14 protein-coding genes and 1 riboswitch are annotated in these 15,504 nt (G+C 37.1%); of the genes, 13 read left to right on the top strand and 1 reads right to left on the bottom strand.

Annotated elements, in window-relative coordinates; all coding sequences use genetic code 11:
- The first annotated feature begins 39 nt into the window (after positions 1 to 39).
- The 13 genes from zapA (at position 40) to BMZ04_RS06065 (ending at position 14,667) form a co-directional block, all read left to right on the top strand.
- Complete coding sequence (zapA, locus tag BMZ04_RS06125) at positions 40 to 300, top strand: cell division protein ZapA (RefSeq protein WP_093266774.1); 261 nt, start codon at positions 40 to 42, stop codon at positions 298 to 300.
- Between the two features lie 4 nt (positions 301 to 304).
- A complete protein-coding gene (locus tag BMZ04_RS06120) occupies positions 305 to 847 on the top strand; it encodes a CvpA family protein (RefSeq protein WP_093266770.1) in 543 nt (180 codons plus the stop codon).
- 73 nt (positions 848 to 920) lie between these two features.
- On the top strand, positions 921 to 2,624 hold the full coding sequence (polX, locus tag BMZ04_RS06115; RefSeq protein ID WP_093266767.1) for a DNA polymerase/3'-5' exonuclease PolX: 1,704 nt from the start codon (positions 921 to 923) through the stop codon (positions 2,622 to 2,624).
- 15 nt (positions 2,625 to 2,639) lie between these two features.
- A complete protein-coding gene (locus tag BMZ04_RS06110) occupies positions 2,640 to 5,003 on the top strand; it encodes an endonuclease MutS2 (protein WP_093266764.1) in 2,364 nt (787 codons plus the stop codon).
- Between the two features lie 68 nt (positions 5,004 to 5,071).
- Positions 5,072 to 5,485: a DUF350 domain-containing protein gene (locus BMZ04_RS06105; protein ID WP_093266761.1), complete on the top strand. Its 414-nt coding sequence runs from the start codon at positions 5,072 to 5,074 to the stop codon at positions 5,483 to 5,485.
- 245 nt (positions 5,486 to 5,730) lie between these two features.
- A complete protein-coding gene (locus BMZ04_RS06100; protein WP_093266758.1) occupies positions 5,731 to 7,434 on the top strand; it encodes an AMP-binding protein in 1,704 nt (567 codons plus the stop codon).
- A gap of 154 nt (positions 7,435 to 7,588) precedes the next feature.
- Entirely contained in the window at positions 7,589 to 8,170 is a 582-nt protein-coding gene (locus tag BMZ04_RS06095) for a TetR/AcrR family transcriptional regulator (RefSeq protein WP_093266755.1), read from the top strand.
- 17 nt (positions 8,171 to 8,187) lie between these two features.
- On the top strand, positions 8,188 to 8,961 hold the full coding sequence (locus tag BMZ04_RS06090; protein WP_093266751.1) for an enoyl-CoA hydratase: 774 nt from the start codon (positions 8,188 to 8,190) through the stop codon (positions 8,959 to 8,961).
- Between the two features lie 25 nt (positions 8,962 to 8,986).
- Entirely contained in the window at positions 8,987 to 9,760 is a 774-nt protein-coding gene (locus BMZ04_RS06085) for an electron transfer flavoprotein subunit beta/FixA family protein (protein WP_093266748.1), read from the top strand.
- 41 nt (positions 9,761 to 9,801) lie between these two features.
- The gene (locus BMZ04_RS06080; RefSeq protein WP_093266745.1) at positions 9,802 to 10,779 is read left to right on the top strand and encodes an electron transfer flavoprotein subunit alpha/FixB family protein; all 978 of its coding nucleotides are present in this window, start codon (positions 9,802 to 9,804) and stop codon (positions 10,777 to 10,779) included.
- Between the two features lie 113 nt (positions 10,780 to 10,892).
- The gene (gene trxA, locus BMZ04_RS06075; RefSeq protein ID WP_093266742.1) at positions 10,893 to 11,207 is read left to right on the top strand and encodes a thioredoxin; all 315 of its coding nucleotides are present in this window, start codon (positions 10,893 to 10,895) and stop codon (positions 11,205 to 11,207) included.
- Between the two features lie 49 nt (positions 11,208 to 11,256).
- A complete protein-coding gene (gene uvrC / locus BMZ04_RS06070) occupies positions 11,257 to 13,032 on the top strand; it encodes an excinuclease ABC subunit UvrC (RefSeq protein ID WP_093266739.1) in 1,776 nt (591 codons plus the stop codon).
- A gap of 142 nt (positions 13,033 to 13,174) precedes the next feature.
- Positions 13,175 to 13,354, top strand: a riboswitch (Lysine riboswitch).
- Between the two features lie 92 nt (positions 13,355 to 13,446).
- Complete coding sequence (locus BMZ04_RS06065; RefSeq protein ID WP_093266736.1) at positions 13,447 to 14,667, top strand: aspartate kinase; 1,221 nt, start codon at positions 13,447 to 13,449, stop codon at positions 14,665 to 14,667.
- Positions 14,668 to 14,922: 255 nt separating this feature from the next.
- On the opposite strand, the gene BMZ04_RS06060 is transcribed toward BMZ04_RS06065, so the two are convergent.
- A complete protein-coding gene (locus tag BMZ04_RS06060) occupies positions 14,923 to 15,336 on the bottom strand; it encodes a YslB family protein (protein WP_093266733.1) in 414 nt (137 codons plus the stop codon).
- Positions 15,337 to 15,504: the final 168 nt, after the last annotated feature.

Raw genomic sequence — 15,504 nt, 5'->3', positions numbered from 1 at the left:
GTTATTATTGTAATTAGGATTTTCTGGGGAGGTATGGCTTTGTCAGAACAGCAAAAAACGAGAATTTCTGTTGAAATATATGGGCAGACTTATAAAATGGTAGGCTCCGAAACTACTGGTCATATGCGTCTTGTAGCCTCCATGGTGGATGATAAAATGCGAGAGATACAAGCACATAATAGTCAGCTAGATATTCCAAAACTTGCGGTGCTTACTGCTGTGAATGCCGTAAACGATTACATAAAAGTAAAAGAGCAATTAGAAATACTAGAAGCAGAATTGAAAAAATTAAAGGACTGAAAAAATGTTTGATATTCTTATATTAATTTTATTAGTAGCCGGTTTGATCACCGGCGCAAAACGTGGGCTAATTGTCCAACTCATTCATATGACTGGTTTTATCATCGCGCTTATTGTTGCGTACACTTATTATAAACCACTTGCAGACAAATTTGTTCTATGGATTCCATTTCCAGCGGTTACGGCTGGATCAAAGCTGACAATTGCAGTGGAGAATTTGGAGTTGGACCAAACTTTTTATCGTGTTATTGCTTTTGTTCTTATTTTTATAGCGGTGAAATTTGCTCTTCAGTTGATCGCATCGATGTTTGATTTCTTGAAATATTTGCCTATACTTGGCTTTGTAAGTAATCTTGTTGGGGCAGTATTAGGCTTTATCGAATTTTACTTTATCCTATTTGTACTATTATACGTATTTGCCCTTTTACCAATCGATTTTATTCAAAATTTAATATCGAATTCCATTTTAACCGGGTGGATGTTGGAACACACGCCGATTTTATCGGAATTAGTGAAGAATTGGTGGTATATCTATATAGAAAAGTGACTTCTCTCAGTAGAGGGAAGTTTTTTTAACTTCATTCAGTAGATATAATAGTTTTTCAGAAGGAGTTATTGTAATGGATAAAAAAACAATCATAAATACACTAGAAAAAATAGCATTATATATGGAATTACAAGGGGAAAATCCTTTCAAAGTGTCCGCTTTCCGAAAAGCTGCACAAGTGTTAGAGCTAGATCCGCGTAGCTTAGCCGAGATGGATAATATATTATCATTAAAAGGCATAGGTGCATCAACCGGTGCAGTTATTGAAGATTTAATTAATACGGGAGCGTGTTCTCTACTAGTTGAGCTTCAAAATACAGTGCCTAGTGGCTTGCTTCCGATGCTGAAAATTCCAGGACTTGGTGGCAAAAAAATTGCAAAGTTATATAAAGAATTACAAATCGATTCGATGGATGCGTTAAAATTGGCATGTGAAGCATGTAAAGTGCAAACGTTAGCTGGATTTGCAGCGAAAACGGAAAAGAAAATTCTTGCAGAAATTGAAAACTTACAATCAAAACCCGAACGTACAGCGGTTTGGCAATTAGAACCAATTGTAGAAATGATCGAAAGCAAACTGGCTACTATTTCAACGATTGAAAAATACTCAGTTGCTGGTTCTTACCGAAGAGTTAAAGAAGCGAGTAAAGATATTGACTTCATCATTGCGACTAGTGCAGCACAACAGGTTCGTGAAGAACTATTAAAAGAGCTACCAGTGTTAAAAGTAATTGCTGCCGGAGATACGAAAGTTTCCGTTACACTAGATGGAGACAACGAAATCGACGTCGATTTCCGTTTAGTCGAATTACATCAATATGCATCTGCATTAAATCATTTTACAGGATCGAAAGACCATAATATTAAAATGAGACAAATTGCAAAAGAACAAGGAAAGAAAATAAGTGAATATGGTGTGGAACTAGAAGATGGGTCCATGCAACATTTCAACTCCGAAGTGGAATTCTATGCTTATTTCGACCTACCATTTATCCCACCATCCGTTCGAGAAGATGGCTCGGAATTTTCGAAATTGGACCAATTGCCATTACTCGTAACGCTTGAAGATATAAAAGGTGATTTCCATATGCATTCCACTTGGTCGGATGGTGCCCATTCTATCGAAGAAATGGTAGAAGCTAGTCGTGCTAAAGGATATTCGCATATCGTTATCACGGACCACACTGATTATTTAAAAGTAGCTAATGGGTTGTCAAAAGAACGATTATTAAGACAAATCGATACAATTCACGACTTAAATAACAAATACGCTGATATCGAAATTTTCGCGGGAACAGAAATGGATATTCTTCCTGATGGATCGCTTGATTTTGATGACGATCTATTAAAGCAATTAGATTTCGTCATTGCTTCCATCCATTCAAGTTTTAGTCAACCGCAAGAAAAAATCATGGAGCGATTAAATAATGCGATAAAAAATCCTTATGTCCATATGATTGCACACCCAACCGGAAGAATTATTGAACAACGAAATGGATATAATCCAGATGTACCGACCTTAATCGAATGGGCGAGGGAAAATGGGAAAATATTAGAATTAAATGCAAATCCATATCGACTTGACTTACAAACAGAATATTTAAAGCTAGCGCAAGAAAAAGGCGTGCCTATTGCGATTAATACAGACGCCCATCATATCGATCAACTAAAATATATGGATGTCGGTGTACGCTATGCGCAAAAAGCATGGCTGCATAAAGGAACAATTGTAAATGCTTGGACGCTAGAAAAATTCAAACAGTTCATAAAGAAATAATGAGGAGGTGCCACAGTGATAGCTGAAAGAGCACTGAAAACTTTAGAATATTATAAAATACGGGAAGAAGTGGCAAAATATTGTACTTCTTCTGTCGGAAAAAGCCATATAGATAAGCTTGTGCCTTCTGTTGATTATAAAGAAGTCACGAAGCTCTTAGAAGAAATGGATGAGGGATTATCCATTCTTCGTTTAAGAGGCAATGTTCCAATGGGGGGCATTACTGATATTCGTCCCCATGCAAAACGAGCACAAATAGGTGGAATGCTAAGTCCAATCGAATTAATGGAAACAGCTAGTACGATTCGTGCCAGTAAAATTTTGCGCCAATTTTTAGAAAATGTAGCAGAGTCAGAAGATGTAGCGATTCCTCATTTTCTAGAAAAGAAAGAATCTATGCCAATTCTAACGGCGCTTGAACATGAAATAAATGATTGTATCGATGAAAATGGAGCTGTACTAGATAGTGCGAGTAGTACATTACGTTCGATCCGTCAACAACTACGTATCCAAGTGAGTCGAGTTCGAGAAAAACTAGAAAGCTATACAAGAGGTGCTAATGCATCTAAAATGCTTTCGGATTCCATTATAACGATTCGAAATGATCGATATGTAATACCAGTCAAGTCAGAATACCGCAGTCATTATGGTGGAATTATCCATGATCAATCGTCTTCGGGTCAAACATTATTTATCGAACCATCTGCAGTCGTTCAAATAAATAATGAAATCCGTAGTTTAAAAGTAAAAGAGCAAGAAGAAATAGAACGCATCTTGATCAAACTGACAGCAGAAGTAGAACTTGTGGGACATGAAATCTTCCTATTAGTAAGTATTTTAGGCGAAATCGATGTTATTTTGGCCAAAGCTAAATACGGACAAGCAGAGAAGTGTACGATGCCAATTATTAACAATGACGGGTATATTCGTTTAGTAAAAGCAAGACACCCACTTATTCCTATAGAAACTGCAGTTCCTAATACAATCGAATTTGGGAAAGATATTACGGCGATTGTCATTACAGGACCAAATACAGGTGGTAAAACCGTAACACTAAAAACGGTGGGACTTTGTACATTAATGGCACAAAGTGGTATTCCGATTCCAGCATTAGATGGTTCGGAAGTAGCCCTATTTGAATCGGTATTTGCAGATATTGGAGATGAACAGTCCATTGAGCAAAGCTTGAGTACATTTTCATCTCATATGGTGAATATTGTAGACATTTTGAAAAAATATAATGAAAAATCATTAATAATTTTTGATGAGCTTGGTGCTGGAACCGACCCACAAGAAGGAGCAGCACTTGCTATTTCTATCTTGGATGCAGTGCATGGAACAGGCGCGCGTGTGATGGCGACAACGCATTACCCTGAACTAAAAGCGTATGGCTATAATCGACCAGGTGTGGCGAATGCAAGTGTTGAGTTCGATGTCGAAACATTAAGCCCCACTTATAAATTGCTAATTGGGGTTCCTGGACGTAGTAATGCTTTTGAAATTTCGGAGCGACTTGGTTTACCAGCGTATATTATTTCCCAAGCGCAGACTTATACGGGAGCAGACCGTGGGGAAGTTAATTCGATGATTGCCTCGTTAGAAGCAAGTAGAAGACAAGCTGAAAGAGATGCTGAAGAAACAGAAGAAAAGTTAGAAGAAGCAAAACAAGTAAAAGAGGATCTAGAACAAAGGCTAGCTGAACTCGAACAAAAGAAAGAACAGTTAGAACTAAAAGCTAAAGATAAAGCAAAAAAAATTATTGAGGATGCTAGACGCGAAGCAGATGAAATCATTAGTGATCTCCGCAAAATGCAAGCTAATACGCATAAATTAGTAAAAGACCATGAACTGATCGATGCAAAAAAACGATTGGACGCAGCACTTCCTACAAATCCAGTATTAAAAAAACAAAAGAAATTAAACGAGCGTGCAAAAGAGTTAAAAGCTGGAGACGAAGTAAAAGTATTAAGTTTCGGTCAAAAAGGTACATTAATAGACAAGCTTTCGAAGAATGAATGGTCGGTTCAAATTGGTATGTTAAAGATGAAATTAGATGAATCTGATTTAGAATATATTAAACCGGAAAAACAAAAGCAAACAGTTTCTGTCAATGCGGTTCGGGGCAGAGATTCGCATGTGAAATTAGAGCTTGACCTCCGCGGGGAACGATACGAAGATGCACTTATTCGAACAGAAAAATATTTAGACGATGCTATCTTAGCGAACTACCCACGTGTTTCTATTATCCACGGGAAGGGAACTGGCGTATTAAGACAGGCTATTCAGCAATATTTGAAAAACCATTCGCGTGTGAAAAACTATCGTTTTGGTGAAGCTGGAGAAGGCGGTCACGGAGTTACGGTAGTCGAATTAAAATAGGTAAAAGGAATTTGAAACTTTTTATCTAATTACACGTATAGTAAGAAAAATTTAAAGGGGTTTTTAGCATGTTGCTTTCTGGTTTTTGGGCAAACCCACTTGTGGAGTCAGCTGGTTATTTTAGTGTTGTTATTTTATGTTTAGTTGTTTCCATGGTTATATTTGAACTTGTAACGAAGTATAAAAACTGGGAAGAAATTAAAAAAGGAAATGTCGCCGTTGCCATGGCGACAGGCGGAAAAATTTTTGGTGTATGTAATATTTTTAAATATTCAATAGAACAACATAATTCATTTTTTCAAATGATTGGTTGGGGATTATTCGGTTTTACCTTGCTAATTATTGCATATTGGTTATTTGAATTTTTAACACCAAGTTTTAATGTGGATAAAGAAATAGAAAATGATAATCGCTCGGTCGGATTTATTTCCCTGATTATTTCCGTTGGCTTATCATTTGTCATAGGAGCAAGTATTTCATAGGAGCGAATGTAATGGAAAAATTGTCGAAAGTTTTAATTGCTGTAGGCATACTTTTTGTCCTTGTCGGAATAATATATGTAGTAATGGAGTAATAGAATGAGTGAACAGCTCATTTTAGAGACTGTTGAGATAAACTAATCACAACAGTCTCTTTTTTCTATTATAAATAAATTGAATTGTCATTCATTTATATCTATAATGAAAATATGAATGTTCGAACGATTATGAAATGAGGGGGCAAAAGAATGACTGAGAAAATTTGGCTTTCCCAATATCCAGCTGAGATCCCACATACGCTTTCCTACGAATCTATTCCAGTACAAGAATACTTAACAAGAACGTATAACAAATTTCCAGAAAAAATAGCTATCCATTTCATGGGGAAAGATGTAACGTACAAGGAACTCTATGAATCTTCCTTGAAATTTGCGAACTATTTACGAATGATTGGCATTCAAAAAGGAGACAGAGTAGCTATTATGCTACCCAACTGTCCACAAGGGGTTATTGGTTATTACGGTGCCTTATATGCAGGGGCAATAGTAGTGCAAACAAATCCGTTATATACAGAAAGAGAAATTTCTTATCAAATGAAAGATTCTGGTGCAAAAGTAATTTTAGCATTAGATATTTTATATCCAAGGATTTCTAAAGTAATAAAAGACACGGAGCTCGAAAACATTATTTTAACTGGCATTAAAGATTATTTACCTTTTCCTAAAAACTTGGTGTATCCTTTCATTCAAAAAAAACAATATGGATTCAGTGTGAAAGTGGAACATCGGGGCATCAACCACTTATTCCCTGAAATAATGAAAGTAGCAAAAGCAGATCCGATAAATATGCCTTTTGATTTCGAAGATGATATTGCACTTTTACAATATACAGGTGGAACTACAGGATTTCCAAAAGGAGTTATGCTAACGCATAAAAATTTGATATCGAATGCATCGATGTGTGATGCATGGCTTTATAAATGTAAAAAAGGCGAAGAAAGCATACTAGGTATTTTGCCATTTTTCCATGTGTACGGGATGACGACTGTCTTAATATTGGCTGTCATGTTAGGAAATAGAATGATATTATTACCAAAATTTGATGTGGAAACAGCTCTCAAAACAATCGATAAGCAAAAGCCAACTCTATTTCCTGGTGCACCGACGATTTACATTGGTATATTAAATCATCCGGATGTACAAAAATATGATTTATCTTCTATTGTAGCTTGTTTGAGTGGCTCTGCTGCGCTACCTATAGAAGTGCAAGAAAAGTTTGAGCAAGTTACAGGTGGTAGATTAGTAGAGGGCTATGGATTAACAGAAACTTCCCCTGTATCACATGCGAATTTAATCTATAGCGAGGATCGAGTGAAGGGATCTGTTGGTATACCGTGGCCAGATACAGATGCGGCCATTTTCGGTATAGAATCTACAACACCACTTCCTCCTGGGGAGATTGGGGAAATTGCAGTTAAAGGACCGCAAGTCATGAAAGGCTATTGGAACCGTCCGGAAGATACGGAGATGACGATGCGTAGCGGTTGGCTTTTAACAGGAGATTTAGGCTACATGGATGAAAGCGGTTACTTTTATGTAGTGGACCGGAAAAAGGATATGATCATCGCTGGCGGATATAATATTTATCCACGTGATGTGGAAGAAGTGCTGTATGAACATTCTGCGATCCAAGAATGTGTAGTTGCGGGAGTACCGGATGCATATCGTGGTGAAACAGTAAAGGCGTACGTCGTGTTAAAAGAGGGAGCGTCTGTAACAGAAGAAGAGATAAATACATTCTGTCGTGAAAATTTAGCCTCTTTTAAAGTACCAAGAATTTATGAATTTAGAAAAGAGCTACCAAAAACAGCAGTTGGGAAAATATTAAGAAGGACATTAATAGAGGAAGAAAAAGAAAAGTTAAAACAACTAACGCAAGAACAAACTTCCTAGTTTTATTCTAATCGAATCGATTCGTATGTTGACATTACTGAAAATTAAATATAATATAAAAATATGAATGAATAATCATTCATATTTTTATATTGTTTAGCCAAGGTTACAATCCATGGTTTTTACGGCAATTGATTATTTGGTGGTGGGTTTATTGAAAAAGGAAAAGCCGAAATATAAGCAAATTATAGATGCTGCCATTATTGTTATTGCAGAAAATGGGTATCATCAGTCACAAGTTTCTAAAATAGCTAAACAAGCTGGCGTGGCAGATGGGACAATCTATTTATATTTTAAAAACAAAGAAGACATATTAATCTCCGTATTTGAAGAAAAAATGGAGGTATTCGCAGAAAATTTAAAGCAAATAATTGAAATTGATGCAAGTGCTTCAGAGAAGTTATTTAAAATGATTGAAAATCACTTTAGTGTACTTGCGAGTGATCATCACTTAGCAACAGTTACCCAGTTAGAGTTAAGGCAGTCGAATTTGGCTCTCCGTTTACGTATTAATGCCATTTTAAAAAATTACTTAGTACTACTAGATACCATTTTAAAAGAAGGAATTGAAAATGAAGAATTTGAGCAAAAGATAGATATTCGACTAGCAAGACAAATGATTTTTGGTACAATAGATGAGACGACAACTACTTGGGTTATGAATGAATATAAATATAATCTTATAGACTTGACCCCAAAAGTACATCGTCTGTTATTAAATGCTATAAAAGTATAACAAGGGGGAGAGAGTGAATGGAATTTTTGACATGGGAGATTGAAGATAGTGTGGCTACTGTTACACTAAATCGTCCACCGGCAAATGCACTGGCAAGAGGGGTAATTTTAGAGATTAATGACTTGCTAGATGCAGTTGAAAATGACGATGCAGTTCGTGTCCTGTTGTTGAAAGGTGAAGGTAGATTCTTTTCTGCTGGTGCGGATATTAAAGAATTTACTTCGGTTTCTTCAGGAGGAGAATTTTCAGAATTGGCTGAAAGTGGACAAGTGATCTTTGAAAGATTAGAAAGATTTTCGAAACCGGTAATCGCAGCAATTCATGGTGCTGCACTTGGTGGTGGTTTAGAGTTAGCGATGAGCTGTCATATACGGCTTGTTTCGGAAAATGCTAAACTTGGACTTCCAGAATTACAATTAGGGTTAATACCTGGTTTTGCTGGAACGCAGCGACTTCCGCGCTACGTTGGGTTTGCAAAAGCAGCAGAATTGCTGTTAACGAGTGAACCAATCAGTGGGACAGAAGCAGTTAGAATTGGTTTAGCCAATCATGCTTATCCGGAAGAAGAGTTATTTAGTCGCGCCCAAGAACTTGCAACTAAAATTGCAAAGAAAAGCCCTATCGCTGTAAAAGCGGCGTTAGAAATGCTCCAATATATAAAACCAGCCTCTTATTATGAAGGTGTACGAGCAGAAGCAAATGTTTTTGGAAGTGTTTTTGTTTCAGAAGATGCAAATGAAGGTATTTCTGCATTTTTAGAAAAAAGAGAACCTGTTTTTAAAGGGAAGTAAATATACGCTAGGGGAGGATAACTAAATGAATATTTATGTTTTAGTGAAACGCACATTTGATACAGAAGAAAAAATCGTCGTGAGTGGTGGTAAAATCCAAGAAGACGGAGCAGAATTCATTATCAATCCTTACGATGAATATGCAATTGAAGAAGCAATTCAGGTTCGCGACGCACAAGGTGGAGAGGTAACTGTTCTTACATTGGGCGGGGAAGACGCAGAAAAACAACTTCGTACTGCGCTAGCTATGGGGGCTGACAAAGCCGTTCTTATTAATGTAGAAGATGATGTAGAAGAACTGGATCAGTTCACAGCTGCTCATATCATTTCGGAATACTTAAAAGATAAAAACCCTGATTTAATATTGGCTGGTAATGTTGCGATTGATGGTGGATCTGGACAAATTGGACCACGCGTTGCAGAGTTGCTAGGTATTAACTATGTAACAACTATTACAAATCTTGAAATTGATGGGACAACTGTAACAATTAAACGTGATGTGGAAGGGGATACAGAAATCCTTGAAACTTCTTTACCACTATTAGTTACAGCGCAACAAGGGTTAAATGAACCACGCTACCCTTCATTACCTGGAATTATGAAAGCAAAGAAAAAACCATTAGATGAAGTAGAACTAGATGATTTAGATATTGATGAAGATGATGTAGAAGCAAAAACAGAAACACTGGAAATATATTTACCTCCTAAAAAGGAAGCAGGAAAAGTATTAGAAGGCGAGCTAGCTGACCAAGTGAGAGAGTTAGTTCACTTACTCCATTCGGAAGCAAAAGTCGTTTAATCGAATATTAACTTTTAAACTTAAACTAGGAGGAAAAGAATATGTCTAAAAAAGTATTAGTACTTGCAGAGGCGCGTGAAGGTACTCTACGTAATGTTTCTTATGAAGCAATCGCTGCTGGAAAACAAATTTCAAATGGCGGGGAAGTAGTAAGCGTTCTATTAGGAGATTCCGTGAAAGATCTATCAACAGAACTTGGTAAATATGGTGCAGATCGCGTCATTACGGTGGAACATCCACATTTAAAACAATATACATCAGACGGGTATGGACAAGCCATTCTTGCAGTAATTGAGCAAGAGAAACCAGAAGCTATTGTTTTTGGACATACAGCTCTTGGGAAAGATTTATCACCTAAAATTGCAAGTAAATTACAAGTAGGACTAGTATCGGATGTAACAGCTATTGAAGGAGAAGGCGATGCTGCTGTTTATATCCGCCCAATCTATTCAGGTAAAGCATTCGAAAAAGTGAAAGTGAAAAATGGTATCGAATTCATCACAATTCGTCCGAATAATATTGCGCCCCTAACAAAAGAGGAAAATAAAATTGCGGATGTATCGGCTTTATCAGTAGATATTACAAACCTTCGCACTATCATTAAAGAAGTAGTTCGTAAATCATCCGAGGGTGTAGATTTATCAGAAGCAAAAGTAGTCATCGCAGGAGGACGTGGAGTGAAGAGCGAAGAAGGTTTTGCTCCATTAAAAGAGCTTGCTGCCGTACTAGGTGGAGCAGTTGGAGCATCCCGCGGGGCTTGTGATGCTGATTACTGTGATTATTCCCTACAAATTGGACAAACTGGTAAAGTGGTAACACCGGACCTTTATATCGCGGCAGGTATCTCAGGTGCGATTCAGCATTTAGCTGGTATGTCGAACTCGAAAATTATTGTAGCGATCAATAAAGATCCAGAAGCAAATATTTTTAAAGTAGCAGATTACGGAATCGTTGGTGATTTATTCGAAGTAATCCCAATGCTTACGGAAGAATTCAAACAACTTAAAGTAAATGCTTAACAAGGACTCGGCTCATTCATTGAGCCGAGTTTTTGCTTGTAAGCTAATATGTAGATGTAGTAATATGAGTCTGCTATAATCAATTTATAGTTAACCAAAGGAGGAATTTTTAAATGGCAATAGTTCATGGAACAGATCAGACTTTCTCACAAGAAATTGAGGAAGGGTTAGTATTAGTAGATTTTTGGGCAACATGGTGTGGACCTTGTAAAATGATTGCTCCTGTACTGGAAGAAATGGACGCTGAAATGAGCGATAAAGTAAAAATCGTAAAAGTGGATGTGGATGAAAACCAAGCAACTGCTAGTCAATTTGGTATTATGTCTATCCCAACTCTAGTATTGTTTAAGGATGGTCAACCGGTAGACAAAGCTGTTGGTTTCCAACCAAAAGAAGCATTAGTTCAATTTGTAGAAAAAAACGCATAATATAAAACCGGGTCCGCAAAGGTCCCGGTTTTTTTAAACGGGTGATATAATGAATGATTTAATACAACAAAAATGCGCCATATTACCAGATGATCCTGGATGTTATTTAATGAAAGATCGACAAGGAACCATTATTTATGTCGGCAAAGCGAAAATATTAAAAAATCGTGTACGTTCCTATTTTACGGGATCGCACGATGGGAAAACACAAAGATTAGTACAAGAAATAGTTGATTTTGAATATATCGTTACATCGTCCGAGTTAGAAGCACTTATCCTCGAGCTTCATCTTATTAAAAAGCATGATCCAAAATATAATATTATGCTAAAAGACGATAAAACGTATCCATACATTAAGATTACTGCAGAAAAAAATCCAAAACTGATCATTACAAGACAAGTAAAAAAAGATAAAGGAAAATATTTTGGCCCATATCCAAATGCACATGCAGCGTCTGAGACCAAAAAACTATTAGATCGAATTTATCCTTTAAGAAAGTGTGCGAAATTACCGGATCGTGTTTGCTTATATTATCATTTAGGGCAATGCCTTGCTCCATGTGTAAAGGAAATAGAAGAGTCCACTTATAAAAAGATGACTGACGAAATTACAAGCTTTTTAAATGGTGGATATACACATGTGAAAAAAGAGCTGAACGAGAAGATGAAAGTAGCGGCAGAAAATCTAGAGTTTGAACGCGCAAAAGAATATAGGGATCAAATTTCCAATATTGAAATGGTCATGGAAAAACAAAAAATTACGATAAACGATTTTACGAGTCGAGATATATTTGGTTATACCGTCGATAAAGGCTGGATGTGTGTCCAGGTGTTTTTTATCCGACAAGGAAAACTCATCGAACGGGATGTTTCTCTGTTTCCATTATATCGTGATCCGGAAGAAGAGTTTTTAACATTTTTAGGTCAGTTCTATGCGAAACCAGAGCATATAAAACCTAAAGAGGTATACGTTCCTATTAATACAGACGTACATTTGGCTTCAGAATTATTAGAGATGAAAGTAATCACACCGCAAAAAGGATTGAAAAAAAACTTAGTAGACCTTGCAAAGAAAAATGCAGTACTTGCCTTAAGTGAGAAGTTTCATCTCATCGAAAGACAAGAAGAGCGGACAATAGGGGCAGTGGAGGAGTTAGGTAATTTAATGGGGATTGCTACTCCGAATCGAATGGAGGCTTTTGACAATTCTCATATACATGGTACAGACGCCGTTTCCGCGATGGTTGTATTTGTGGATGGAAAAGCGTACAAAAAGGATTACCGAAAGTATAAGACGAAAACTGCCGCTAAACACGATGATTACGGCGCAATGCGAGAAGTAATTCGTAGAAGATATACACGTGTATTAAAAGAAAATTTACCTTTACCCGATTTAATTATTATCGATGGAGGAAAGGGTCAAATAGAATCAGCTCGAGAAATTTTGGAAGACGAGTTGGGTTTAGAAATACCTATCGCTGGACTTGCAAAAGACGGGAAGCACCAAACGTCTCAGCTTCTTTACGGAAATCCAATTGACATCATTCCGATGAAACGGACGAGTGAAGCATTTTACTTATTACAGCGTATACAAGATGAAGTGCACCGATTTGCTATTACATTCCATCGCCAACAAAGAGGGAAACATACGATTGCTTCCTCTTTAGACGGAATAGAAGGAATAGGTCCAAAACGAAAAAAAATATTATTAAAGCACTTCGGATCGATCAAGAAAATGCAGGCCGCGACAAAGGAAGAATTTATCGAAGCAGGGCTTTCTAGTAAACTAGCAGACACGATGATTGAACATTTTCAGAAAAAGTAATTGTCTTCTGAATTTTCCTGTGGTATGGTTGATACAATTTAATATTCACTATTAACCTGACTAAGCAGTTTTTTTGCTGATTCAAGTTAAGCCTCCGGCGGATGTCACAGATTTATTGCGTTACGCCGAGGCGAAATTAATAAGTGAAGATAGAGGTGCAAACTGACAAGAGTACTTAGCGGGAGGATGAAAGGATCCGTCAATCGCTAAACGAAAGGGTCATTTGCCGAAACGTAGAATAGCTTTTCCTATTCTAGGTTGGTTCTGCATTGAAAAAATGTAGGATTGTCAGAATTCAGTATTCTGGAGGGCTATCTCACATGGACATTATTTGACCGTGTATGAGACAATGCTTTTCACAATATGTGAAAAGCATTTTTTAATCCTTACAGATAAACAAGGGAGAGAAAATGCATGAGTAAAATTGTGATGAAGTTCGGTGGGACTTCTGTAGCAACTACAGAAAAAATTGCAAGCGTAGCAAAAAGAATCGGTAGAGAGAAAGAAAAAGGGCATGATATCGTTGTTGTAGTATCGGCAATGGGAAAAGCGACAGATGAGTTACAAAATTTAGCGAGTGAAATAACGGAAAATCCATCCAAGCGCGAAATGGACATGCTACTATCAACCGGAGAACAAGTGACAATGGCATTACTTGCGATTCAGTTAAATGCATTAGGACTAGACGCCGTTTCTCTTACTGGTTGGCAAGCAGGTCTTATAACAAATAATGTACATAAAAACGCAAGAGTCGAGAAAATGGATGGCTCTAAAATAAATGACTTATTAACTGAAGGAAAAATCGTTATTGTTGCAGGATTTCAAGGGGTTTCTAGTCATGGCGAAATCACGACACTTGGAAGAGGTGGATCAGATACGACTGCAGTAGCAATTGCAGTAACAATAGAAGCGGATGTATGTGATATTTATACGGATGTGGAAGGGGTATTTACATCGGATCCAAGGTACGTTACAAATGCTAGAAAGCTAGAACAATTAGAATACGATGAAATGCTGGAGCTTGCTAATTTGGGTGCTGGAATACTCCATCCAAGAGCAGTAGAATTTGCAAAAAACTATAAAATACCACTAAGAGTACGTTCAAGCTCTGAAGAAAATGAAGGAACAATTTTAAAGGAGGAAGTAGATGTGGAAAATAATTTAGTAGTGCGTGGGGTAGCATTTGAATCTGATATTGTACGACTAACTATTGAGTATGATGTGCCGTTTAATGGATCACTTGCATCGATTTTCACGACGCTAGCAGAAAATCATATAAATGTAGATATTATTGTGCAATCCATTGTAGACGGTGTAAAACCTGCAGTTTCGTTCTCAATCAAAAAAGAATCGTTAGCAGAAGCAATTACGGTTTTAGAAACCCATAAAAAAGCACTCGGTTTTACATTTGCGGACTTTGAGGTGGGGTTAGCAAAAGTTTCCATAGTTGGTTCCGGAATGGTTTCCAATCCTGGTGTCGCAGCGCAAATGTTCGATCGACTTCGCCAAGAGAATATTCCTGTAAAAATGGTTAGTACATCTGAGATAAAAGTCTCGGTTGTTATCCCTCAAGCGGATATGATTCCAGCTGCCAATGCATTACATGATGAATTTGACTTGGCAATTAAACAATAACAGATTAAGCAATCAAGCTTTAAGGGTCGTGACACTGTTACGTCCCTTGTTTGTGTTGTGCGAAATAAAGAATAGTTCGTAACAAAAACGGCCTAATTAGGTGACCGCTGTGATTTCCGCTTCAGGCGGACGCTTTCCGCGGGGTGAGCGATGAGCCATCACCACAGCTCGAGTTTTACAATGTATAAATACAGAAATAGGTTGGATGGAGATTGTAAGAAAAAGCATTGAATGGCTTAAATAGCCATTCAATGCTCATATGGAAACTTTTGCATCCCATTTTACATGAAAGGATACAATTCCGTTTTTATTTGGTTCTTCGTCATAACATTCTGTTAAACAACCGCCAATTTTCTGCTGCTGCTCAGCTAAAAAGCCTGCTTCTAATCGGTGGCTTCTCGTTTTTCCGCTTTGCGGTAAATTGTACGTATGTAAAGTAAAAAATGCAGAGTCTTTTGTTGTTTTTTCTAACTCAAGTGTTCCCCAACCCGCTTGTTCGAAGAAAGTAATGGCTTCATCCATCGAGTAAAGTGGAAACTTGCGAGCAAGGTCTTTTCCAGCCCAATATAAAATATCTTTTTCATGTTTTCCGAGAATAGAAGCAAGCACGTGGTCTCTTAGTAATTCATATCCAAAGGAAGTTACATGTGAATGTTCCTTGTCATTCAAGTAGCAACCCTTCTTTCAAAAAGTAAATATCATTTATTCTCGTCTATTTTATCATAAATAGTTTCTTGTTGGTATTGTAATAGTTTGTGAAAAAATAAACAAATCATTATTCAAATATGAATCTAGAAGTTTATTGAAAAGTCTAAAGATACCTTGACGCTCCAAAAT

The sequence above is a fragment of the Psychrobacillus sp. OK032 genome (assembly GCF_900111345.1).
GTDB lineage: Bacteria > Bacillota > Bacilli > Bacillales_A > Planococcaceae > Psychrobacillus.
Note: the sequence above shows the minus strand (reverse complement) of the source record. Positions and strands in the feature narration are given on the sequence as shown.

What these genes read in the sequence shown, in the direction of transcription:
- BMZ04_RS06065 (WP_093266736.1), top strand. Translation starts at nt 13,447, where the DNA reads ATGAGTAAAATTGTGATGAAGTTCGGTGGGACTTCTGTAGCAACTACA.
- uvrC (WP_093266739.1), top strand. Translation starts at nt 11,257, where the DNA reads ATGAATGATTTAATACAACAAAAATGCGCCATATTACCAGATGATCCT.
- BMZ04_RS06090 (WP_093266751.1), top strand. Translation starts at nt 8,188, where the DNA reads ATGGAATTTTTGACATGGGAGATTGAAGATAGTGTGGCTACTGTTACA.
- BMZ04_RS06080 (WP_093266745.1), top strand. Translation starts at nt 9,802, where the DNA reads ATGTCTAAAAAAGTATTAGTACTTGCAGAGGCGCGTGAAGGTACTCTA.
- BMZ04_RS06105 (WP_093266761.1), top strand. Translation starts at nt 5,072, where the DNA reads ATGTTGCTTTCTGGTTTTTGGGCAAACCCACTTGTGGAGTCAGCTGGT.
- BMZ04_RS06120 (WP_093266770.1), top strand. Translation starts at nt 305, where the DNA reads ATGTTTGATATTCTTATATTAATTTTATTAGTAGCCGGTTTGATCACC.
- BMZ04_RS06100 (WP_093266758.1), top strand. Translation starts at nt 5,731, where the DNA reads ATGACTGAGAAAATTTGGCTTTCCCAATATCCAGCTGAGATCCCACAT.
- polX (WP_093266767.1), top strand. Translation starts at nt 921, where the DNA reads ATGGATAAAAAAACAATCATAAATACACTAGAAAAAATAGCATTATAT.
- trxA (WP_093266742.1), top strand. Translation starts at nt 10,893, where the DNA reads ATGGCAATAGTTCATGGAACAGATCAGACTTTCTCACAAGAAATTGAG.
- BMZ04_RS06085 (WP_093266748.1), top strand. Translation starts at nt 8,987, where the DNA reads ATGAATATTTATGTTTTAGTGAAACGCACATTTGATACAGAAGAAAAA.